Raw genomic sequence first — 23,154 nt, forward strand, 5'->3', positions numbered from 1 at the left:
CAGTGGAATGCCCTGCCCGTTCAAGACCGTGTCGGTAACTTCTGGGTGGTGGATCCCCAGACAGGCTGGGCTTACTGGGCCAATCTGCTTTTCCCAGAGGAAGCCACCTCTTTCCTTCTCGATCAGGCTAACTTTGCGACAAGCGGGATTCGGGGAGATTATTATTATGGCATTAAGGCTGTAGCCAATATGGTGTCTAACACAGATAATGATGTGTCGGCACTATGGGAGGGAAGTAACGAAAACCACAGCGACCTTGCCAAGCAACTGGTGGATGAAGTGCGTAATGGCTTACCTATCCTTGGTGAGCTGGAACCGGGACAGATTTTCTCTATGCGTGGCACGCAATACCGCTACCTTGAGAACAAGGGTGAAGGAAATCATCTGGTTTTACATAATGCTGGAATTGGTGCTGGACAATGGGGAACGGAGGGAACGACAAGTTACAACGGCTCCATAATTGACAGTAGAATGCGTGACTTCCATGATGCGCTACCGAGTGTCATCAGACGACAGGTACAACCTGTTCAAGCAACATTCCCAGATGATTTTGCCAATGCGCCCGAGGGTTTCTGGACTACAGCAGCAAGTGGTTGGCTCGATCCTGGTGGCAGTGTGAATAATCCAACAGATATCTGGGTCGAGGGTGACATCAACTGGAAGTTTGATCTGAATCATCCTTCAGTACCAGCTGCAATGCGTGACGATATCACCATGTATACTCCGGGTGGGGAGAAGAAAGCTTTCGCCCTATCTATGGCTGATGTTGTACGTGCCTCTGGCTCAGGTTTAGCTTTTCCAGACCGTAATTCAAGGAATAGTTCGGGTGGTACAGGGTGGGATGGAACTTGGGCACTTCGTACATTGGCTAGGCATAATGTACCGTGGATAATTGCGCCTTCTCCTACATGGTGGGCAAACGGGGGACTTATGGCGCATCTTGCTGGTATTGTGGATACCTCTCTTCATGTTCCGCGCCCCGCCCTCATCCTCCGTGACCAAGACGGCGCATGGACCTCTAGTTTTTAACCTTTCTTGTAGCGCTTACATTCTTCAATTCAAGAAAAAGGCACACGGAGAGAACTGCAGCACCTCTGCAAGAAACGTTTAATTGTATAATAAAGACAAAGAAAGAGAGCTTGTGCAAACAAGCGCCAAAGAAACCGTTTAAGACGGCTGGCTTTTTCAAACTAAAATAGACCAAAAAGTTCGGTCTATTTTTTTATATTTTTACAATCGCAATAATGAGCGTGAATATACAATATCAAGGGCAGGCTGTCTAAAACAACCAAAAAATGTGCCTTTTTAGCTTAAGAGGGATACTACGTGCAGAAGTAGCCTCCCGTAAACCTTCTTGATTTTTATAATTCGCCAATGTGTAATTTAACAGGGAGCTGATAGCTATGTGCAAGTGTCTCACCGGCAATTTTCTTAAGAAGGAGTTCCACAAGAAGTTCTGCCAAGTCACTAATCGGTTGCTTGACGGTTGTCAGACTTGTTTCATAATTTTGAATGAACTCTGTCCCGTCAAAACCGATAACATAAGGCTCTTGATGAAGCTCCTGAGCGATGTTTTTGACAAGCAGTGCCATTAAATCATCCGTGCAAAAGATACCGTCAAATTGATGCTCCAGTAAAGTTTGCTTAATCTGAGCGGACTTTCTTGTGACAGTTAAACTTGAAGAAAAGTTCAGGACACTTGCCTCCAGACCTTGTGTTTCAAGAGAAGAAAGGAAGCCTTCCCGCCGCAAATTTGTAATGGAGAAAGGGTTATCCGTACTGCCGAAAAAGGCAATCTTTTTACTTCCGGTCTGAACCAGTGCTTCCGCTGCAAGCTGCCCTCCTTGAAAATTATCAGGGCCGACAACGGTTGTCTCAGGCGTTAGAAGACGGTCGAACGCGACTATTGGCGCTTGAATACTGCTGTATTCGTCAGGTGATAAATTATGACTGCCATAGATAATGCCTTCGACTTGATTGGATAAGAGAAGGGACAGATAATCGCGTTCTTTTTGCTTGTCGTGTTCAGTCAAGGCAAGCATGGACTTATAGCCTTTTTTAAAGAGCTCTTGCTCAATTTTTTCAATCAGCTCGGCATAAAAGATATTCTGAATATTTGGGAAAACCAAACCAATGAGTTTCAAAGATTTCCCTTGCAAGCTTCGTGCTGCAGCGTTTGGCGTATAGTGCAACTCTGCTATAGCATCCTCCACTTTTTGAATCGTATTACTGCTCAGATACCCCTTGCGGTTAATCACGCGCGAAGCTGTTGTTAAACTTACTCCCGCTTTTTTTGCAACGTCTTCTAGTTTTACCATTATTTTCCTAAATTCCAAAGTTTGACTTGTGTTAGACGACTCGCAGAAATTGTTTTGAGGTCTTTATCTGGAAAAACGCGTCCTGATAAGACTTTTTCTCCTTTATTGATAAAAATCTCAAAAATAGATTCATCAACAAAAATGTTCACTTGATGAATGTTGACCTCAACCTGCCGTTTTTCACTGCCACGAATCACGGTGACTTTTTTGCATTCCTTATCAAATTTAATCAAAAGTGCACCATCCATTAGGGTAAGTTCGGTTGACTCTTGCGCAGCAAAATCAATTTCTAACTCATAGGCATTTTCTTTTAGACTTACTTTTGATAAGTTTAAATCTTGTTCCTCTTGCCGCAGGCTTTTAAGAGCTTCTACAGGGTATTGATAGAGCTTCCCATTTTTTAAGCTCAACTCTTTGACAAGGGATAAGGCACCTTGATAGCCGTAAGCATCTGTTGCACAGTTTGTGTCAGGTAATCCCAGCCAAGAAATAGCCAGAACCCGACCATCTGGTGCATTGAAAGCCTGAGTCGCATAACAATCAAAGCCATCATCCAAGTTTCTTAATCTTGAGGGATTGACCAACTCTGCACTGTCAGCGTCAAAATGTTCGGCTGCTATGTACATATTTGGGTAGATGTTGTCATAAGCGCTGATTGTCTTGTCCAGTCCTTGCGGGCAGAAAATCAAAATAGGTTTTTCGTCAATAAAAACCAAGTTTGGGCATTCAATCATATAGCCCATTTTATCACTTGTAAATTTCAAGTTGTCTACTTTTTGCCAACTTCTTAAGTCCTTGTTTTCATTTTTATAGAGCTTAATAATCCCGTTTTCCTGCAAATCTTGTCCACCGATTATAGCATAAATACAGCCGTCATGTCTAAAAATTTGGGGATCACGAAAATGTTCAGTAACCTCGGAAAAATCAGGTTCGATGATTGGTTTCTCTAATTTATTGAGCTCGTTTCTTTCGTTTAAAAATGCGCCCAGTTGGTAAGGAATACGTGTCCAATCTTTTGTACGATGATTGCCTGTATACATGAGAAAGAGTTTTCCATCAATAGGTAAGGCGGAGCCAGAGTATGCACCAGCATTGTCAAAAGTGGTATCTGGTAACAAAAGGACATCGTCCTTTTCGAAATGCACCAAATCCTCACTTGTCAAATGCACCCATGATTTCAGTCCGTGAACCGCACCAAATGGGAACCACTGATAAAATAAATGCCATTTCCCATTATAGTAAGAAAAGCCATTGGGATCATTGAGAAGTCCTGTTTCCGCTTCGATGTGAAAACGAGCGCGCCAAGGAGAGCGAGACACGCTCTTCTTCAAAGCTTCTAAATAATCAACAGAATAGCTGTCATAACTTCTGTAACGTTCATTTCTTGTCCAAGTTTGAGTGTTTTCCATATTTTCCATATACTTATGATAAACGTTTTCTCGCATAAAATCAAGTTGTAGATTGGTGGATTAATTTAAATATGATAAACGTTTGACATAAAAAATGAAAAATGCTAAACTAAGCTTTGTAAATGAAAAGAATTTTGAAAGGATAAACATATGAACCACAAAGAAGTTGCAGAGCGGGTGCTCAAAGCTGTTGGCAGAGATAATTTACAAGCTGCTGCGCATTGCGCGACAAGATTGCGCTTGGTTGTAAAAGACAGTGGCACAATTGACCAAGAAGCCTTAGACAATGATCCAGATTTGAAAGGAACGTTTGAAACTGCCGGACAATATCAAATTATTGTAGGGCCTGGGGATGTTAACGTTGTTTATGACGAACTTGTCAAAATGACCGGAGTTTCTAAGGTGTCTACAACAGATTTGAAAGAGATTGCAGCGAGTCAGAAACGGCAAAGTCCATTGATGGCTCTCGTTAAACTCTTGTCAGACATTTTTGTTCCCTTGATTCCAGCCTTAGTTGCGGGCGGTCTTCTTATGGCACTTAACAATGTATTTACAAGTGCTGGACTTTTCGGACCAAAATCTCTGATTGAGATGTATCCGGCTTGGAAAGATGTAGCAGGAATTATTAATACAATGGCAGCTGCGCCATTTACTTTCCTTCCTATCCTGATCGGTTATTCTGCGACAAAACGCTTTGGAGGGAACCCTTATCTCGGTGCAGTGATGGGGATGATTCTTGTTATGCCGAGTCTCGTCAATGGTTACAATGTTGCTGAAGCTGTGGCAAATAATACGATGCCTTACTGGAATATTTTTGGGCTTAACATAGCACAAGCAGGATACCAAGGACAGGTTTTACCTGTCATCGCCATTGCCTACATCTTGGCTAAGCTGGAAAAATTCTTCCACAAACATTTGAATGATGCGGTTGACTTTACTTTTACTCCCTTACTTTCTGTTATTATTACTGGATTTTTATCTTTTACAATTGTGGGACCAGTTCTGCGTACGGTTGCGGATGCTTTAACAAACGGCTTAGTTAGTTTTTACAATATAGCAGGTTGGCTTGGAATGGGAATTTTTGGTTCTTTCTATTCAGCTATTGTCATTACTGGGCTTCACCAAAGTTTTCCAGCTATCGAAACGATGCTGATTGCTAATCTTCAAAAAACAGGTCAGGGAGGAGATTTTATCTTCGTTGTGGCTTCCGCTGCTAACATGGCACAAGCTGGAGCGACATTTGCTATCTTCTTTATCACAAAAAATAAGAAAACCAAGGCTCTCGCAGCACCATCAGGTGTGTCTGCCTTACTTGGTATCACTGAGCCTGCACTGTTCGGAGTGAACTTGAAGTACAAGTATCCTTTCTTTATTGCGCTAGGTGCTTCAGGAATTGCCAGCTTGTTTATGGGACTTTTCCATGTGCTTGCTGCAAGTCTAGGATCTGCTGGTATTTTGGGCTTCATTTCCATCAAGGCAGGCAGTATTCCGATGTTCCTTGTTGGAATTCTGATTAGCTTTGTATTAGCCTTTGTGGTAACATATATTTACGGAAAACCCATTGAAGTGAAAAAGGCAGCAGTTGAAAAACAGGAAAAGAAGGACGAAACAGTTGAAACGGTGACAGTCTTAAAGAGTGAGAGCCAAGAAATAGCAGCTCCGCTAAACGGTGAAGCTCTTCCGCTCAACGCTGTCAATGACCCTGTATTTTCGAAAGAAGTGATGGGAAAAGGAATCGCGGTTAAACCCTCTGAAGGTCAAATTTTTGCACCAGCTGATGGTGAAATTATGATTGCCTATGAAACAGGACACGCCTATGGGATAAAAACAGCCCAAGGTGCTGAGATTTTGCTCCATATCGGAATTGACACAGTGTCTATGGCTGGAAAAGGTTTTGAGCAAAAGGTAACCGCCGGTCAAACTGTTAAAAAAGGTGATTTATTGGGAAGCTTTGATAGAAAGGCTATTGAGGATGCAGGACTTGATGATACTGTCATGGTAATTGTCACAAATACTGCAGAATTTTCTGAAGTTCAGCCACTTAAGGAAAACACAAGAGTCAAAGTAGGTGAGGCTCTACTCACACTGACCAAATAGGAGGTTTTATGACGAGATATTATGGTTCGATTGAGGCAGGAGGAACAAAATTTGTCTTAGCTGTTGGAAATGAAAACTATCAAGTTGTCAAATCTATACAAATTCCAACGACAACTCCCGATGAAACCGTTGAAAAAACGATTGAGTTTTTCAAGCAAAATCCTGTTGTATCCCTCGCGATCGGCTCTTTTGGTCCCATTGATGTCAACCCGAGCAGTGCGACCTATGGCTTCATTACTACAACTCCAAAAGAGGGCTGGGCAAACTTTGATTTGCTGGGCAAACTGAAAACAGCGCTCGACATTCCGATGGCATTTACCACTGATGTCAATAGTTCAGCCTATGGTGAAATGTTCATGACAGGGAAAAAATCACTGGTTTACTTTACGATTGGCACCGGAATTGGCGGAGGAGCAATACAGGACGGTAAGTTTATTGGGGCTGTTTCTCATGCTGAAATGGGGCATCAGTTTGTCAAACGTCATCCAGGTGATTTGGATTTTGCAGGCATTTGTCCATTTCACCAAGATTGCGTTGAAGGCTTGGCAGCAGGCCCGTCGATTGAAGCACGTTTGGGAATTCGTGGAGAGAACGTTCCAGCAGATTCACCGGTTTGGGATATTCAAGCCTATTACATTGCACAGCTTGCAGTCAATGCAACGTTGACATTAGCACCAGAACAGATTGTTTTTGGTGGAGGTGTGATGGGACAAGAACATATGCTGGAACGCGTGCATAAGCAGTTTGAACAGCTGCTGAACAACTATGTGGACCTCCCTTGCAAGATAGAAGAATATATTGTTGCACCAAGCATTAAAAATAATGGTTCAGCAACTCTTGGAAATTTTGCTCTAGCAAGCGAAGTGCTAACGAAAAAGGACTGACTTTATTCAGGGCTTGAAAAAACGCTTAACGATTGCACATGAAGGCAGTCGTTGAGCGTTTTTATATCTTTCCCAGATTTCTACTAGAAGATGTTTATTCTATTACTTGTTATCTTGTACCCATGTTTTTTCGCCGTCTAGGGAGTAAACCGATGTTTCTTCACCATTTGCTCCATATTCGGTCATGCCACTAATTTCTTGAGCATTGCTTTCTTTTAAAGTTTCTTGGATATCAACTTTGGGCGCTGTTGCTTTGATTTCATCAAATTTTTTGAAAATTTCTTCATTTGAGCTTGCGGATGCTCCTTGCTCTTGCATATTAGCATGAGCCACTATTGAACTTACGCCCAATACAGAGAGCAGGCTTGCCCCTAATACGATTGCTTTTAATTTCACTTTGTTGTCCTCCATTGTTGTGTTTTTTAAGCTAGCTTAATAGCATTTTACAATACTCACCTTTAATGAATCTAAGCGGTGTCCTAATATTAGCTTAAACCAAAGGGATTTGCCTTAGTGAGTAGGGGGCAAGCAAAAAAAGTTACTAAAAAGTAACTTTTCTAAATATTGTTAGAGTTCATTTATATGATGAGTCTTATAGAGTGGAGAGAAAGGCTGCTTTATCTTTTCACAGCTCCTCTTTTCTTAATTTTCAACAAAATTTTTGAGCTGCTCGCCGTGGAGACCACCATTTAGACCAATGAGAAGCTTGATACGCGCCTTTTGTGAATTGACTTCGGGTGCAAACATGACACCAGCCTCCGCCAACTTAGAACCACCGCCTTCATAAGCATAAACAGGTTCAGCGATACCATTAAAACAGCGGGACACCAGAACAACAGGGATGTCCATAGCAAGGATATGCCCCAATTTTTGTGCAGCTGTTGGAGGAAGATTGCCCGCACCAAGTGCTTCAATCACCAGACCATCGAGACTGCTTAGGTCAAAAAGATCAAAGACCTCACCAGTCATACCGGCATAAGCTTTAACAATGGGAACTTTTCCTTGAACAGAAGAGATATCAAGATGCTGGTTTTCACTGTCTGTATGGAAATAAAAAAGTTTGTGTTTTGTCGCTAAGCCAACAGGACCGTGTGTTGGGGTTTGGAAAGTCGACACATTAGTTGTGTGTGTCTTGGTGACATAGCGTGCAGAGTGTATCTCATCATTCATCACAACCAATACACCCCGGTCGTGAGAAGCATCATCAGCAGCGACACGAAGGGCGCTGAGGAAGTTGTAAATACCGTCAGTACCAAGTTCGTTACTTGACCGCATCGCTCCTGTTAGGACGATTGGTTTACCTCGTGGAATAGTTGAGTCCAAGAAAAAAGCTGTTTCTTCAAGCGTATCTGTCCCGTGCGTGATAACAACACCGTCAAAATCTTCTTGAGCAAAAGCTTTATTAATCCGATTCTTAAGCAACAGCATTTCATTGGGAGTAATGTGGGGACTGGGGAGGTTAAAGATATCCTCGGAGACCATGTGAATCGAATCAAGAGGCATATTTACAGCATTCATAGGATTCACTGCGTTCGGAGCTACACGACCATTAGCATCTTCAGCCATAGAAATAGTTCCCCCAGTATGCAACACTAAAATCTTTTTCATCAATCATTTTCCTTTCCAAACTCCTATCAAAACAACTCTATTATAGCATATTTGCAAGGGGTCAAGTTAAACGATTATTTTATTTTGAAAATAGTAACCTGCATAGAAACATGGGAAATTTGTGTGCAAAATGGTCATCATTCATGGAAATTCAAGGGGAAAACTTGTATAATTAGTAGGATAGAGTTCTTGAAGGGTATAAAAAGTTAAGCAGAAAACAAGGACAAGTATAGAAATTTTATAAGTATAGGGCAAAAAACAGGAAAATGGATATAAAAGCAGTATTTTTCGATTTAGATGGCACTCTTTTTACAGGAACAAGAGCAATTGCTCCAAGTACAAGAGTAGCTATTGATGAATTAAAACGCAAAGATATATTAGTTGGAATTGCTACGGGACGAGGTCCTGCTTTTACTCTGCCCTTGATGGAGGAGCTCCATTTAGACTTTGCTGTAACTTACAATGGGCAATATATTTTTACGCCAAAGGATATTTTACATGCCGAGGAGATTGATAAGAAGACCTTACGTCAGATTGTTCGTTTTGCAAAGGACCATCATCGAGATATCTCCCTTGGAACAGCCCATGGTGTTAATGGTTCCAAACTTTTAAAGTTTGGTGAAACACGCATGGCAGGTATTATTTCAGGAATACTACCTTCTGGTACTTCAGACATAGCAAGAAACAGTTTCAAGCATATTGTGCGCCGTGTCGTGCCTCAGTCAAATTTTTTGAATATCCTACGTGAGCCAATATATCAGGTGATGATGGTTGCTACCCAGTCAGAAACAAAGACGCTGGAAAAAGAATTTCCAAATTTGATGATTACACGGAGTAATCCTTATTCTGTAGATATGATTCCCTGCGATTCAGGGAAGTTACGCGGAATCAAAAGAGTTGGTGAGCATTATGGTTTTGACTTTCATCAAGTCATGGCTTTTGGGGATTCAGAAAATGACTTGGACATGCTAACACATGTGGAGTACGGTATCGCAATGGGAAATGCTTCAAAAGCCGTTAAGGAGAAAGCAACACATGTTACGGCAAGCAATAACCATGATGGCATTGCCAAGGCTCTTGCGTATTATGGTCTCATTGATTTTTCAACAACGAACAACTTCATCTCCCGGGATCAAAACTTTAATAAGGTCAAAGAGTTTCACAGGATGATGGATGGGCGTAGTCAGGAAATTCCACGGGCTTTTCCTCCTATGGAAGCAGGATATCGTGCAGGATTTAAAGTAGAAGAAATTGTGGAGTTCCTCTATGCCTCAGCAAATGGTGATAGGGATAAGTTTGATGAGCTGGCTGCAAATCTGCATACGGATATTGACAAAGCAGTCGACAAAGTGAAGCGTAAAGCCAAAGATGAAGCCCCTTTGATTGGAGAAGTTGATGCGCTAGTTGATCTTCTTTATTTTACTTATGGAAGTTTGGTGCTAGCCGGAGTGGACCCTTACGAGATTTTTAACTTTGTGCATGATGCAAATATGGGAAAAATCTTCCCAGATGGTCAGCCCCATTTTGATCCTGAAACGCATAAAATACTTAAGCCTGAGGATTGGGAAGACAAATATGCCCCAGAAGGAAAGATTGAGCGAGAGTTGGAAAGACAGAAAAGAATTGCTCTACGAAAGGCAGGATTAAGGGAAGCAAATAACAGGAAGAAAGAAAAGTAAGTCGCTTTGAAGCGGTTTTTGCCTTTTCTGCACAATCTTCAACTGAAAAATATGTTATAATAGAGCAGATATAAGCAGAAGACTGGGGAGTTTTAGGTGAACATAAGCAAGTATAAAGCGGTGATTTTTGACATGGATGGTGTTTTAGTTGATACGGAACAATTCTATGCTCAAAGACGTGAAGAATTTTTTAGTAGCCATAATATTCCAATTCACCACATGAGGCACTCGGATTTTATTGGTGGAAATATGCGAGAAATCTGGCCGCAAATTTTAGGTATAGATTTTGACCATGAAAAAGCAGAAGCTTTACAGACTGCCTATTTGGAATTTAAAGATAGGACACCCCTTCCTTACAAAGAACTACTTTTCCCAGATGTTAAGGATGTTTTGGATTCCTTGCGAGCAGATAACTTCAAAATTGGTCTGGCTTCGAGTTCTGCGATGCAAGATATTGAAGAGATGCTTGATATACATGGCTTACGGTCATATTTTGAATCCATCCTTTCGGGAAATGACTTGAAAGCGACAAAACCTCATCCGGAGATTTATCAATTGAGCATGAAGGCTCTGAATGTCAAACCAGAGGAAACTTTGATTATTGAGGATTCGGAAAAAGGGATTACGGCTGGTAAAGCTGCTGGCGCTATGGTTTGGGCTATTGAAGATATGCGCTTTGGGATGGATCAGTCTGCTGCAGATGCCTGGTTTCCTAATCTAACATCAGTCAAAAAGGAACTGGAAAGAACGCAGTGAAACTGTGATTCCGAGGCACTATAAAATATTGCCACATGAGTCGAGTCAAATGCACAAAAGGAGAAGAAAATGAAAATTGTACAGAGATTTTCACCAGTGGCGATTGTATTAGCCATGGTTATCGTACAAGCTCTGGAAAGTCTCTTGCTGGTCTTTTCGGGTTCACGATGGATAGCAGTGCTCTATCTTTTTCTTATGAATGTCATTATAACAGCTGTTCTCTTACTCCAAGCCCGAAATTATCGTTTGAGAAGGGTTGAGTTTATCAGAAAAATAAATGATGAAGCTGAAAATTCACTCAATGCAACCTTAGATAACATGCCCATAGGTGTTATACGTTATAACAAAGAGACCTATGAACCTGAATGGTTTAATCCATTTATTGACTTGATTTATCATGGTGATGACCGTGTATTAGATAAAAACGAAGTCAAGTCAATTATTCAAAAATACCATGAAGAAAGAAATCAGTTTTTTACGATTGAGAAAAAGAAATACTTTATCACCTTAGACGATGAAAAAAATCTTTTATATCTGGCAGATGCTACATCAGAAGCGAACAGCCGAGAAAGTTTGCAAGAAAGTCGTGCAGTTATTGGCAGTATCTCTGTAGATAACTATGACGATGTTACAGATTTGATTACAGATAGCGAGCGTACCAAAGTAAATAGCTTGATTGCGAGTAACTTGGAGAGTTTTGCGAGTAAATATGGTTTTTATCTTCGCCGTGTATCAAGCAGTCGTTACTACTTTTTCTGTGACTATGGTATTTTGAGTAGAATGATTGAGGATAAGTTTTCTCTGCTGAAAGACTTCCGTAAAAATTCAGCGGAAAGTAAAATTCCATTAACTTTATCTGTTGGGGTTTCCTATGGTTGGAATGATTTTCCAAGTATCGGAAAAATCTCACTCAACAACTTAGAGCTTGCTTTAGTCCGCGGAGGTGACCAAGCAGTCCTTCGTGAAAATACGCCGCAAGCCAAGACGATTTATTTCGGCGGAAATTCTGAAAGTCGTACTCAAAAGTCAAGAACGCGTGCTCGAGCTATCTCAACGGCTCTCCAAACGATTATTAGTGAGAGTGAGGATGTCTTCATTGTAGGACACCGTTTTCCCGATATGGATGCACTGGGTGCTGCGATTACGATGAAAAATTTTGTCAACTTATCAGGCAAGGAAGCTTATGTAGTTTATGACCCCGATCAGCTCATGCCAGAGGTCAGTCGGGCGATTGACTTGATTAATGAAACAGAGGAAGGATTTGCACATATTGTTAAGTTAGAGAAGGCCTTTGATATGAAAACAGCTAACTCTTTGCTTATCATGGTTGACCATTCTAAGATAAGCCAAACTCTAAATCTTGATTTTTATAAGTCCTTTAATAAGTTGATTGTTATTGACCATCATAGACGGGATGATGATTTTCCAGAGCATGCCTTACTTTCTTACATCGAATCCAGTGCAAGTTCAGCCAGTGAGTTAGCTGTTGAGCTTTTGCAATTCCATGAGTATAATTCTAAAATGACAGTAACAGATGCGAGTATTGCTCTGGCAGGTATTGAGCTTGACACGAAGCACTTTACCAAAGCGACAACGTCACGTACGTTTGAAGTTGCAGCTTACCTCCGTTCACAAGGCGCAGACAACAACCTCATTAAAAGCATCTTAGCTACAGAGTTTGAAAAATATAAAAAGATTAACGAAATTATTCTCAATTCTGAATATGTTGTCCCAGGGATTATCGTTGCCCTTGGGAAGCCTGAACATAAATATGATAATGTTGCCATAGCTAAAGCAGCGGATACTTTGCTTGATATGGCGGGCGTTCAAGCCGCTTTTGCTATCGCTAACCATCAAAACGGTTATATTTCTATCTCAGCACGTTCGTTCAAAGATTACAATGTCCAGACAATCATGGAAGCTATGGGAGGCGGCGGCCACTTTAATGCAGCTGCTACCCAAATATATGAACGTAATATTGATGAAGTTAAAGAAGATTTAGTAAAGATTATTAAGGAAAGAGAGAAAGAACAATGAAAGTAGTATTTTTAGCAGATGTAAAAGGACAAGGAAAAAAAGGAGAAATCAAAGAGGTACCAACAGGTTATGCCAATAATTTTCTCCTGAAGAGAAAGTTGGCTAAAGTTGCAACAAGTGCTGCTATAGCAGAGCTCCAAGGTAAGACTAAAGCGAAAGAGAAAGAAGAGGCTGAGGAACTCGCTGCTGCTAAAGTGTTGAAAGAACGCCTTGAGCAAGACGGTGTTATGGTTGAAATCAAGATGAAAGTTGGAGCGACAGGTCATACGTTTGGTGCTGTGGATAAGGCTGACATCGCAAAAGCACTTCAAAGTCAACTGGATGTAAAAGTGGATAAACGCAAAATTCAGTTGATCAATAAAATCCAAGCCCTTGGTGTTAAGGATGTTCCTATCAAGCTGCATCGTGATGTCACTGCTACAGTCAAGGTCAAAGTAAGTGAGAGATAAGAAATGCCTGATATTGATATTATCAAAGCTCCACCACAAGATTTAGCCGCCGAACAAGCTGTTCTGGGGGCTATTTTCCTTGATAGTGACCGCTTGATTGAAGTAAAAGAATTTCTATCTGCAGATGATTTTTATAAAAATGCGCATAAGATTATTTTTCGTGCGATGGAGCATCTGTCGGATAATCGTGAAGCTATTGATGTTCTAACGGTTCGTTCCCTTTTAGAAAATCAAAATGATTTGGATACGATTGGTGGAATTTCCTATATCGCTGAGCTTGCAACAGCTACTCCAACCGCTGCTAATGCTGCCTATTATGCAAAAATTGTTGCGGAAAAATCACTTTTACGCCAGCTGATTAATAAATTGACACAGAGTGTGGAGAGAGCCTATAGCCAAGAAGATTCTGCCGAGGACGTTCTGGCGGAAGCTGAAAAATCACTGATTGATGTTCAGCAAGGTCGAAATACATCAAGCTTTCGGCGTATCTCTGATGTCCTGTCAATGAATCTGGATGAGCTGGAGGAGCGGGCCAAACAAAAATCAACTATTACAGGTATTGCAACAGGTTACCCCGCTTTAGATGCGATGACAACGGGCTTGCATGAAGAAGAATTGATTATTCTTGCTGCTCGTCCCGCCGTTGGTAAAACGGCCTTTGCCCTTAATATTGCACAGAATATTGGTACCAAACAGGACAAGACAGTCGCCATCTTCTCATTAGAAATGGGGGCGGAAAGCTTAGTTAACCGGATGTTGGCTGCTGAAGGGACGATTGAATCCCATAATCTGCGCACGGGTCAACTCAACGACGAAGAGTGGAATCAATACTTTATTGCTATGGGAACGCTCTCAAAAGCCAGTATTTACATCGATGATACACCTGGCATTAAAATTACAGAGATTCGTGCACGTTCACGCAAGTTGGCTCAAGAAACCGGAAATTTGGGACTCATAGTGATTGACTATTTGCAGCTAATTTCAGGGACAGGCCGTGAAAACCGTCAACAAGAAGTTTCGGAAATTTCGCGTCAGTTGAAAATTTTGGCAAAAGAGTTAAAAGTTCCTGTCATCGCTTTGAGTCAGCTTTCACGTGGAGTGGAACAGCGTCAGGATAAACGACCTGTTTTATCAGATATTCGTGAATCAGGGTCAATCGAGCAAGATGCTGATATCGTTGCCTTTCTCTATCGGGACGATTATTATGAGCGTGCAGGGGGGGAAGATGACGATGACTTTAATGATATCGCAGAAGTGGACAATAAGGTTGAAGTAATTATCGAAAAAAACCGTTCAGGAAGTCGTGGTACAGTCGAACTGCTCTTCCTAAAGGAATACAATAAATTTGCCAGCATTGATAATCGATATGCAGACTAGCATTTCTAGTAGCATTCATGTTATAATGGATAAGATTTAAAATTTAAAATGGTAGGCTAGGCGAAAAACGCCTGCCTTTGCATTTCTAGAGAAAAATTGGAGAGTAAAATGGATAACCAAAATCAAAGTCAAGAAGTAGGAAAAATCGTCGATATCAGAAAACAAGTTGAAGAACATGTTGGTCAAACCATTGAAATTACATCACAATTTGGACGTAAACGTGAAAATCGTCATAAGGTTAACTTGATCGAGACTTATGCCACACACTTTATTATTGAAAACATCCCAACACGTGGACCGAAAGTAACAGAGTCTTACCAATATGCGGACATTTTGACACAAACTATTTTGATTCACTATCCAAATAAATAATTTGTTTCGCTCATTTATTTATTTGAAAAATTTTCTAAAGCACTGTTGGATGAGTTAAACTCTAGATAGAAGCTCAATGGTCGACTTTGCTTTGCAACATTCAATCACTTCACGTAGCGGCTCACCCTGCAGGGGGATTTTCGAGAAGTTCTCTGGTAGTAAGATTGCCAGTACTTTAGCGCTGTGCAATCCGCAGAATGGTAGACCACTGCTTACAATGTCTTGTGAATACAAGGTCTCCGTAGGAGCTTAAGCAAGCACTAGACATTATTGCAGGTGGTTCTATGACCACTCACTACTAGAAAACTTCTCAAACAAAAAACAAATAAATCCAAAGAAAGGAGTAAACATGACATCTTCAAGTTTATCAATGATACCTGTCAAAGGTGGTTCAGGAAATGCTTTTGTTGGTGAAAGCGACAATAAGCGTGTTTTTATCAAAAAAAACTGCAGCCCCTTTTTGACAAGTGTCTACCTTGAGGGGATTACGCCACAGGTCTTATGGACGAAGCGTACGGCAGAAGGTGACATGTTAGCTGCTCAGCCTTGGATTAACGGTCATACTTTGAAACCGAATGAGATGAATGATTCTCGTATTGGCAAAATCTTGCGTCATCTGCATCAAAGTGAAAAGCTTATCGAAGCCTGTAGAAAGCTAGATAACGAGATTTTGTTTCCTGCAGATCTTTTGGAGCAGGTGCTGAGTAAGAGCTCAATTTTTGAGACGAATGGTTTTTTGGCAAATGTTGTTATTGAGCTGTCTGAAACTCTTCCGGAATTAAAAGCAACAGATATTGCTGTAGTTCATGGTGATGTGAACCACAAGAATTGGTTGGTGGATGACGAAAGTGATAAAGTGTACCTTGTAGATTGGGATACAGTACTTTTGAGCAGTCCTCTTGTCGATATAGCTCACGTCTTGACACATTATATAAAACCAGAAGAGTGGGAAAAATGGTTGCTTGACTCAGGTTATGGTGTGGCAGCAAATATTAAAAGTGAGTTGATATGGTATGGGAAACTTTCGTTTTTGCGTCAAATATCAGAGTATATGGCGAGGGATCAGATTAAGGAAACGGAACAAGAAATATCACGTTTTCAGGATTTTTGTCGCTTGTTTTAAAAATTAGATAATAAAATCAGGAGGCTTGCCTTCTTATTTTTTCAATAAATAGGAGAAAAAATGCGCGTAAGAAATCGTAAAGGTGCTGCGGAGCACTTAGAAAATAACGCACATGTTGTTGTAGAAAACCCAGCAGACTTCAAGGGGCGCTGGGCAGAACGCTTTGGAAATAATCATCCCATTCATATTGAAGTTGGATGTGGCAAAGGGGCTTTTATTACAGGGATGGCTGCGCAACATCCAGACATAAACTACATCGCTATTGATATGCAATTATCTGTGCTGTCATATGCCTTGGACAAAGCTTTAGAAGCCAACCTCCCTAACGTACAGATGATGTTAGTTGATGGCGCGGCTCTAACAGAGTATTTTGAAGATGCGGAGGTGTCACGCGTTTATCTTAACTTCAGTGATCCTTGGCCCAAGAAACGTCATGAAAAACGTCGGTTGACTTATAAGTCTTTCTTAGAAACTTATGAACAAATATTGCCTAAAGAAGGTGAAATCCACTTTAAAACAGATAATCGTGGACTTTTCGAATATTCTTTGGCAAGCATGAGCCAGTATGGTATGATTTTAGAAAAAGTATGGTTGGACTTGCACGCAGATGAAGAATTTGCCGGAGTCAATGTAATGACAGAGTATGAAGCAAAATTCTCAAGTAAGGGGCAGGTGATTTACCGTTTAGAAGCAAAATTCCCAAAGAGAGGTTAAGCTATGAGATGTCCAAAATGTCAATCTGAATCGTCACGAGTAGTGGATTCACGCCAAGCAGATAATATGATTCGTCGTCGTCGTGAATGTGAAAGCTGTGGAAATCGCTTCACAACTTTTGAGCGTATTGAAGAAATGCCGCTTTTGGTCATTAAGCGCGACGATACACGTGAAGTCTTTAACCGTGATAAAATCATCACAGGAGTCGTCCGCAGTGCACGTAAACGTCCAGTAAGCAGTGAAGCTATAGAAAAACTGGTTGATCGTGTTGAACAAAGAGTACGTCAGTTAGAAAAAAATGAAGTACGTACAGAAGTCATTGGCGAATTTGTCATGGAAGAACTGATGAATTTGGATGACATTACTTATGTGCGTTTTGCCAGTGTTTATCGCTCATTTAAAGATGTAAGTGAAATCGAAGATTTACTTAAAAAGATTACCAAAAAAGACTAACGGTTGTAAAAAGAGAAATAAAAGGATGAACTATGAGACCAGGTGATTCATTTTCTATTCTAAATCGAGGAAAAATCAGCTTTGATGCCGATACTTTTTCGCTGCTTTATTTACCAATCATTGGTCGAGATGCATTTGGACTTTATCAACTCTTGCGCGTTTTTTCGACGGGCAAGATTTCTCATTTTTTGGAGTACCTTGATTTTGGTCTCAATCCCTTCATTGACGCGCTAGACAAGCTTTCAGGGATTGGACTGGTTCGGGTTTTTGACCAACAACCTGGCTATTTTTTAGAGCTTAAAAGCCCTTTGAGTTTTGAGGAATTTTTGGCAGACGATTTCTATAAGCAGTTATTAATTTCGCGAATTGGTGAAAATAAAGTTCAAGCGCTTGCTCAGAAAAATGAACCCAATGCGTTGGAAATTACTAAAAAATTCCATGAAGTTTATTCTGTCAAGTTTGAAAGGAGCAGTAAGCTTGCTCAACCAGAAAAATTTGATCTCACTTCCTTTAAGAGCATTATGGAAAGTCAGCATTTGACTTTTTCTAATGAAAATCAAGATATTTTATCGCTCTACAGTCTAGCTGAAAAATTTGACCTAAATTGGTATGAACTGTTTAAAGCCGCAGAACAAACAGCCAATGCAGATAAGACTTTGAACATAGCTCACCTTGCGAGCATGCTGGCTGGAAAGTCTGAGCCCGTGCCGTCCTTGTCTGAATTTCCTAAAGGCTTTCAAGACTTGATTGTTATCAGTAAAGAAGTAACTCCTGCTGATTTCTTAAGTAAGCTGAAACAGCAAACGGGTGGCTTTGCCTCACAGGAAGAAATGAAAATTCTTAATCGTTTGACCAAGCAAAATATAGCAGATCAAGTTCAAAATATTTTGATTCATTATGTGCTCATTCAGCAGGGAAAATCAAGCCTCAACTCAAGTTTTGTGAACACGCTGGCCAATGACTGGCTGCGTCATAAAGTTTATAATGCTGAAGCGGCGGTAAAACGTATCTTGGAGCATCAGCAAAAGGCCGATGAAAGACAAAAGAACAATAAAAGTCATAAAAATCAGGGAAAATTGGTGAAAAAAGCACCGGAATGGTCGAACGCCAGCTATGTAAATACGACCAGTGCGGAAGATATTGCAAAATTTGAGCAATATAAGGCTTCACGTCGCAAGGACAGAGAGGAGAAGTGAACATGGAATCAATCGGAGAACTTTTGAGTAAGCGCCCAGATGTACGTGGGAATTTCGATAAACTTGTGTCTGAAGTCATGAAAAATGAGCAGGTTCAAGCTTTTATTTCAGAAAATCAAATGACTGAAGATGAAGTACAGCGTAGCTATTCTAAGTTTTATGAATTTGTCAAAGAGCGAAAAAAATTCGAAAAACATGAGAAGATGGCGGCCGATGGCTATGAACCTGTCTTGATTATGAATCACGGTTATGCAGATGTTTCTTATCAGACGACAGCAGAGCTTGCCCGTCGTCAAGAAGCAAGCAATCAACTCCGCCGTGTTCAGATCATCGGCTTGCCTAGAGAGATGAAGCAGATCGATTTTTATGCGGATGTATTGACCGACAATCAAAATCAGTTTGATCTTTTCCGCAAGGTAGAAAACTTCATCGACAATTATCCAAAAGAAAAGGGCCTCTACATTTATGGAGATTTTGGTGTTGGAAAATCTTACCTCATGGCTGCCATGGCGAATGAGTTAGCCAAAAAAGGTATTTCAACTACTCTGCTGCATTATCCGACCTTTATTTCTGACCTAGACTTTGATAATGCCAAGTACTGGGTGAATGAAATCAAAAAAGTAGAAGTCTTGGTCTTGGATGACATCGGAGCTGAACTGAATAATGCTTGGGTGCGTGACAGTATCTTACAGGTTATATTACAGCACCGAATGCAAGAAAACTTACCAACATTTTTCACATCAAACTTAAATATGACAGAACTTGAGCTACATTTGGCTGAAACAAAAAAAGCAGATGAGATATGGCCGGCCAAACGTGTGATGGAACGTGTAAAATATTTGGCAAATGAAGTTCGTTTAGAAGGAGCAAATCGACGTCATGAATGAAACAATTAATCTGATGATGCAACACAGTTCTGTCCGTAATTTTACAGAAGAAAAAATTCCTGAACAAATATTAAAAACAATTATTGATGCAGGACGTGCAGCGCCAAACTGGAAAAATTTTCAGTCTTACTCTATTGTTGTTGTGCAATCTCAAGAGCAAAAAGAAGCTATCTTCGCGCAGCAACCGCAAAAAGCAATTAAGAACTGTGCCGCTTTTTTGGTTTTTGTAGGTGATCTTCATCGTGCCAAAACAGCTGTAGAAATGAATGGCGGAACGTTCCAACCAGAAGGTGTAGAGTCTCTTCTTATCACGTCAGTTGATGCTGCCGTGGCGGGACAAAACACCTTACTTGCTGCACAATCGCTTGGCTATGGTGGTGTCATGGTTGGTCTGATTCGAGAGCAGTCCAGTGAGATTTCTGAACTTTTGAATCTTCCAGACTATACCTATCCGATTTTTGCTATTGCCTTGGGGAAACCAGCACGTGTAAACGCAGTCAAGCCTCGCTTGCCTTATGATGCTCTTGTTTTCCCAGAAAAATATATTGAGCAAGATGAAGAAGTCCTTCGCCAATATGATAAGGTCCAAGATGATTATGCTGGAGCGCGCCGCTTAAACTCAACTTGGTCGAGTCGAATGGTTGACCAATGGGGAAAACCAGAAAATCCTTCAACAAGGGAAAATCTTACGGTGAAGGGACTTTTATGAAAGGAATCTTGCCTCCAAAACTACCAACTGAACTTGAAGTTGTAGATTTTAAAGATTTAGAAGATAATGAAGCTTATCAAGTGCACTTAAAAAACCAAGAAATAGATATAGCTGATAGACAATTATTTAGCAGCTGTCATTTGCAAAATGTAAGCTTTGAATTGTCTGTGGAAGCGGATTTAGAATTTACAGACTGTGTATTTGAAAAATGTGACTTTTCAAACCTTAAGTTTTCCAAATTTGGTTTTTACCGCTGCGTTTTTAAGGATTGTAAACTTCTTGGAACAGAGTTCGCCCAGTCTTTTTTGCAAGATGTTCAATTTCAGAACAGTTTACTTAACTATGCGAATTTTTCAAGTGCCCGTTTGAAAAATGTGCGTTTTTCTGGCAATACGTTAAAAGAAAGTCTTTTTATTGCAAGTCAATTTAAGCACGTAAGGTTTGAGGATAATGATTTAGAGAAGGCCAATTTTTGGGAGACTTCCTTAGCGGGTATTGACTTTTCAACTAATCAATTTGAAAGGCTGGATGTCAGTCCAGAACTGGCCAAAAATATTAAAGTCAATCTGAGTCAAGTCCCATTTTTTGCAGCTTTGCATGGCATTGACATTGTTTAAGCTTTAGCTTTTCGAAACTTTTTATTTCATAATAAAAATCGCTTTTTATCGAAGCGATTTTTAACATAGAGGAAAACGTCATTTTTTATAGAAGAGTCCAATCTATAAAGAAAACGTTTTCTTATTTTGTGCTGAAGTTGTCATTTTATGCACTTAAAGTGCGTTATAATTTAGATGTGAGGAAAAAAGATGCTTAGTTATAACTTAGATATCCTATTGTTTTCAGAAAGACGTTTTTGGAAACTGGAAAAAATTCTTGAACTTACAGGCCTTAAGAGTCAGGAATTTCACAGGCAACTTAGTGAGTTGAATCGTGCGTTGCAAGATCAAAAACAAAGACCATTGGAATTTAGAGACGATGTCTTGGCACTTCCAGAGCGGTTGGAAAATTTTGAAGCTGTCCGATTTAATATAGACGAATATGCTCTTACTTTAAGCGAGTCTAAAAGACAATGTTTGATTTATCTGCTTGTCTTCTCCAAACTTTCCGCACTGTCCACAAGTAACTTTCAGAGTCTGCTCAATGTAAGCCGCAACACAGTTTTATCTGACATTAAAAAGCTACGACAACAAATAAACAAGGGAACGGTTAGTCTAGAATATTCTCGAAAGTCAGGCTTTTATCTGAAAGGTGAGGAGCTTGAACTTCGACAAATAGCTTGGCGCTTTCTACAAGAGCTCCATGATGATAAAGATTACTATGTTTTATCAAAATATCTTAATCAAGAAAATAAGCTCTTTATTTACGAGGTGGGGCAAGAAACAAATCGTTTAATCAGGGAACTGAAAGTTGAAGTTGTACACAGTCGTTATGTTTCAATGTTAATTTTTCTTGCTCTGCTTCAAGCGCGTCTTGGAAGTCTTAAACAAAATATCCAAGAAGTTGAAGCACTTGTTATTGGTATGAGCGATGGAAATTTTGACAAATCTGGTTTTGATTTTCTCTATCGTATCGGTTTTGAAATCATGGAAAATGTCATGAAACTCGCAGCTGTAGAGTTCGAAGACTTTACAAAGACCTTTGCAGCTTTACGTGCGCATCTTGTACCAGCATATTTTCGCTTGAAATATCATTATGAGATAGACAATGTACTTTTGCCTAAAATAAAAGCAGAGTATGCTTCACTCTTTGAATTAATGGCGCTTGCCTTAGCACCTCTACATGAAGTCTGTGGCAAAATTTCAGAAGATGAGCGCGCTTACTTTGTCATTCTCTTTGGTGGAGAAATTTATAAGAAGAAGCACGCGCAAAATCTCCGTGCCATTGTCTTATGTGTCAATGGAGTGAGCTCAAGCTTAATCATGCGTAAACGTTTAGAAAACATGTTTCCTAATATGACTTTTCTTCTCAGCACAGCCAGCTCTGACTTAGACAATATTCCTGCGCATTCCTATGATATTATCTTTTCCACAGTACCTGTTATGACAGACAAGAAATTGTATGTCATGTCTGCATTTCCAGATATTGAGGAAGAAACAAGACTTTACAATCAAATTTCACAAGATTTTAATCTTCCAGGTTTTTATAAACCGAGTGCTCAAGCTATCTTGCGTGCTATTGAGCCTTATGTTGACATTAAAAGTAATGCAACTAAAAAACAGTTAACGCGGATTATAGACCGCAAGTTAAACAATAAAAAGACAGAAAGTGAGGCATTAGGGGTAATGCTTTCAGATTTATTAACTCAAGAAAAAATCCATTTTACAGATGAAGAATTAGACTGGAAATCCGCGATTACGCTTGCTGCACAGCCCTTGCTTCGTCAAGGAGAAATCGAGGAGTCTTACATTTCAGCCATTATCAATCGTGTAGATGAATTTGGACCTTATATTGACTTAGGGATGGGAATTGCGCTGCCACATGCGCGTCCAGAAGATGGCGTCAATAAGCTGGGCATGTCTCTGTTAAAATGTGATAAACCCGTGTATTTGCAAGACGATCCCAAACATGAAATAAAAATATTTATCGTTCTTGCGGCCATTGATAACGAAACACACCTTAAGGCTTTATCGACCTTGACGCAAATTTTGTCAAATAAAGAAGAACTCAATAAAATGCTAACGGCAGAAACGGTAGCAGAATTAGAACAAATTTTTTCAGAGAAAGAAGGAGAATAATATGAAAATCGCATGCGTATGTCAATCAGGACTAGGAACAAGCTTTATGGTACAAATGAACCTCCAAGCACTTTTACAAGAGATGGGATTAGATGCCAATGAATTTGAGCTCGATCACATGGATGTAGGCTCTGCAACGCCTGATGCAGCTGATTATTTCTTTGTAGAGTCAACTTTAACAACAGCATTACCGAATATTCCGGAAGAAAAAATCGTGCCCCTATCTTCAATTATTGATCGCGATGCAGCACGTGAAGCTTTGGTTAAGGTCTTGGACGAAAGAGGAATTTCTCATAGCTGAGAAGACCTGTAATAAAAATTAGTAAAAAATAAATTTAGGAGAACAAAAAA

Annotated in this window: 21 protein-coding genes and 1 pseudogene; 18 read left to right on the forward strand and 4 right to left on the reverse strand. The window is 40.2% G+C overall.

Translation table 11 applies throughout. The features are described from left to right. Nucleotides 1-1,029, forward strand: a pseudogene (locus tag B4H39_RS08745) (hypothetical protein); the annotation flags it as partial. 332 nt (nucleotides 1,030-1,361) lie between these two features. Here B4H39_RS08745 and B4H39_RS08750 read toward each other — a convergent pair. Together B4H39_RS08750 and B4H39_RS08755 are read right to left on the reverse strand one after the other, a co-directional pair. Then, on the reverse strand, nucleotides 1,362-2,321 hold the full coding sequence (locus B4H39_RS08750; protein ID WP_394304439.1) for a LacI family DNA-binding transcriptional regulator: 960 nt from the start codon (nucleotides 2,319-2,321) through the stop codon (nucleotides 1,362-1,364). Beyond that, nucleotides 2,318-3,736 (reverse strand): sucrose-6-phosphate hydrolase, encoded by a 1,419-nt coding sequence (locus tag B4H39_RS08755; protein ID WP_251421397.1) that lies wholly within the window; start codon nucleotides 3,734-3,736, stop codon nucleotides 2,318-2,320. The genes B4H39_RS08750 and B4H39_RS08755 overlap by 4 nt, the downstream gene beginning before the upstream one ends. 141 nt (nucleotides 3,737-3,877) lie before the next feature. Between B4H39_RS08755 and B4H39_RS08760 the strand changes: the two genes are divergently transcribed. After that, complete coding sequence (locus B4H39_RS08760) at nucleotides 3,878-5,824, forward strand: sucrose-specific PTS transporter subunit IIBC (protein ID WP_251421394.1); 1,947 nt, start codon at nucleotides 3,878-3,880, stop codon at nucleotides 5,822-5,824. Between the two features lie 8 nt (nucleotides 5,825-5,832). Next, nucleotides 5,833-6,708, forward strand: a complete 876-nt coding sequence (gene scrK / locus B4H39_RS08765; RefSeq protein WP_251421391.1) for a fructokinase ScrK — start codon at nucleotides 5,833-5,835, stop codon at nucleotides 6,706-6,708. Between the two features lie 102 nt (nucleotides 6,709-6,810). On the opposite strand, the gene B4H39_RS08770 is transcribed toward scrK, so the two are convergent. Next, entirely contained in the window at nucleotides 6,811-7,104 is a 294-nt protein-coding gene (locus B4H39_RS08770; protein ID WP_251421388.1) for a hypothetical protein, read from the reverse strand. 246 nt (nucleotides 7,105-7,350) lie between these two features. Continuing rightward, complete coding sequence (locus tag B4H39_RS08775; RefSeq protein WP_251421385.1) at nucleotides 7,351-8,316, reverse strand: asparaginase; 966 nt, start codon at nucleotides 8,314-8,316, stop codon at nucleotides 7,351-7,353. A gap of 266 nt (nucleotides 8,317-8,582) precedes the next feature. Between B4H39_RS08775 and B4H39_RS08780 the strand changes: the two genes are divergently transcribed. The 15 genes from B4H39_RS08780 to B4H39_RS08850 all read left to right on the forward strand — a co-directional run bounded on the left by B4H39_RS08780 (nucleotide 8,583) and on the right by B4H39_RS08850 (nucleotide 23,104). Further along, nucleotides 8,583-9,995, forward strand: coding sequence for a Cof-type HAD-IIB family hydrolase (locus tag B4H39_RS08780; RefSeq protein WP_251421382.1), 1,413 nt, complete (start codon nucleotides 8,583-8,585; stop codon nucleotides 9,993-9,995). A 102-nt stretch (nucleotides 9,996-10,097) separates the two neighbouring features. Then, nucleotides 10,098-10,751: an HAD family hydrolase gene (locus B4H39_RS08785; protein ID WP_202230951.1), complete on the forward strand. Its 654-nt coding sequence runs from the start codon at nucleotides 10,098-10,100 to the stop codon at nucleotides 10,749-10,751. A 69-nt stretch (nucleotides 10,752-10,820) separates the two neighbouring features. Further along, entirely contained in the window at nucleotides 10,821-12,788 is a 1,968-nt protein-coding gene (locus B4H39_RS08790) for a DHH family phosphoesterase (RefSeq protein WP_251421379.1), read from the forward strand. Next, nucleotides 12,785-13,237: a 50S ribosomal protein L9 gene (gene rplI, locus B4H39_RS08795; RefSeq protein ID WP_202230946.1), complete on the forward strand. Its 453-nt coding sequence runs from the start codon at nucleotides 12,785-12,787 to the stop codon at nucleotides 13,235-13,237. Before B4H39_RS08790 ends, rplI begins: the two co-directional genes overlap by 4 nt. A 3-nt stretch (nucleotides 13,238-13,240) precedes the next feature. Beyond that, nucleotides 13,241-14,614, forward strand: coding sequence for a replicative DNA helicase (gene dnaB, locus B4H39_RS08800; protein WP_251421376.1), 1,374 nt, complete (start codon nucleotides 13,241-13,243; stop codon nucleotides 14,612-14,614). Nucleotides 14,615-14,722: 108 nt separating this feature from the next. Continuing rightward, the gene (locus B4H39_RS08805) at nucleotides 14,723-14,986 is read left to right on the forward strand and encodes a Veg family protein (protein WP_202230944.1); all 264 of its coding nucleotides are present in this window, start codon (nucleotides 14,723-14,725) and stop codon (nucleotides 14,984-14,986) included. A 349-nt stretch (nucleotides 14,987-15,335) separates the two neighbouring features. Further along, nucleotides 15,336-16,109 (forward strand): phosphotransferase family protein, encoded by a 774-nt coding sequence (locus B4H39_RS08810; RefSeq protein WP_251421373.1) that lies wholly within the window; start codon nucleotides 15,336-15,338, stop codon nucleotides 16,107-16,109. A gap of 60 nt (nucleotides 16,110-16,169) precedes the next feature. After that, complete coding sequence (gene trmB / locus B4H39_RS08815) at nucleotides 16,170-16,823, forward strand: tRNA (guanosine(46)-N7)-methyltransferase TrmB (protein ID WP_251421370.1); 654 nt, start codon at nucleotides 16,170-16,172, stop codon at nucleotides 16,821-16,823. A gap of 3 nt (nucleotides 16,824-16,826) precedes the next feature. Continuing rightward, complete coding sequence (gene nrdR, locus B4H39_RS08820) at nucleotides 16,827-17,276, forward strand: transcriptional regulator NrdR (protein WP_202230941.1); 450 nt, start codon at nucleotides 16,827-16,829, stop codon at nucleotides 17,274-17,276. A 32-nt stretch (nucleotides 17,277-17,308) separates the two neighbouring features. Beyond that, nucleotides 17,309-18,472 (forward strand): DnaD domain protein, encoded by a 1,164-nt coding sequence (locus B4H39_RS08825; protein ID WP_251421367.1) that lies wholly within the window; start codon nucleotides 17,309-17,311, stop codon nucleotides 18,470-18,472. Nucleotides 18,473-18,474: 2 nt separating this feature from the next. Beyond that, nucleotides 18,475-19,359 (forward strand): primosomal protein DnaI, encoded by an 885-nt coding sequence (gene dnaI / locus B4H39_RS08830; protein ID WP_251421364.1) that lies wholly within the window; start codon nucleotides 18,475-18,477, stop codon nucleotides 19,357-19,359. After that, nucleotides 19,352-20,068 (forward strand): NADPH-dependent oxidoreductase, encoded by a 717-nt coding sequence (locus B4H39_RS08835; protein WP_251421361.1) that lies wholly within the window; start codon nucleotides 19,352-19,354, stop codon nucleotides 20,066-20,068. Before dnaI ends, B4H39_RS08835 begins: the two co-directional genes overlap by 8 nt. After that, nucleotides 20,065-20,685: a pentapeptide repeat-containing protein gene (locus B4H39_RS08840; RefSeq protein WP_251421358.1), complete on the forward strand. Its 621-nt coding sequence runs from the start codon at nucleotides 20,065-20,067 to the stop codon at nucleotides 20,683-20,685. The genes B4H39_RS08835 and B4H39_RS08840 overlap by 4 nt, the downstream gene beginning before the upstream one ends. Before the next feature lie 189 nt (nucleotides 20,686-20,874). Next, on the forward strand, nucleotides 20,875-22,803 hold the full coding sequence (locus tag B4H39_RS08845) for a BglG family transcription antiterminator (RefSeq protein ID WP_202230936.1): 1,929 nt from the start codon (nucleotides 20,875-20,877) through the stop codon (nucleotides 22,801-22,803). 1 nt (nucleotide 22,804) lies between these two features. After that, the gene (locus B4H39_RS08850) at nucleotides 22,805-23,104 is read left to right on the forward strand and encodes a PTS sugar transporter subunit IIB (protein ID WP_251421355.1); all 300 of its coding nucleotides are present in this window, start codon (nucleotides 22,805-22,807) and stop codon (nucleotides 23,102-23,104) included. Nucleotides 23,105-23,154 lie beyond the last annotated feature (50 nt).

The sequence above is a fragment of the Lactococcus sp. UBA7128 genome (assembly GCF_002492185.1).
Lineage (GTDB): Bacteria > Bacillota > Bacilli > Lactobacillales > Streptococcaceae > Lactococcus > Lactococcus muris.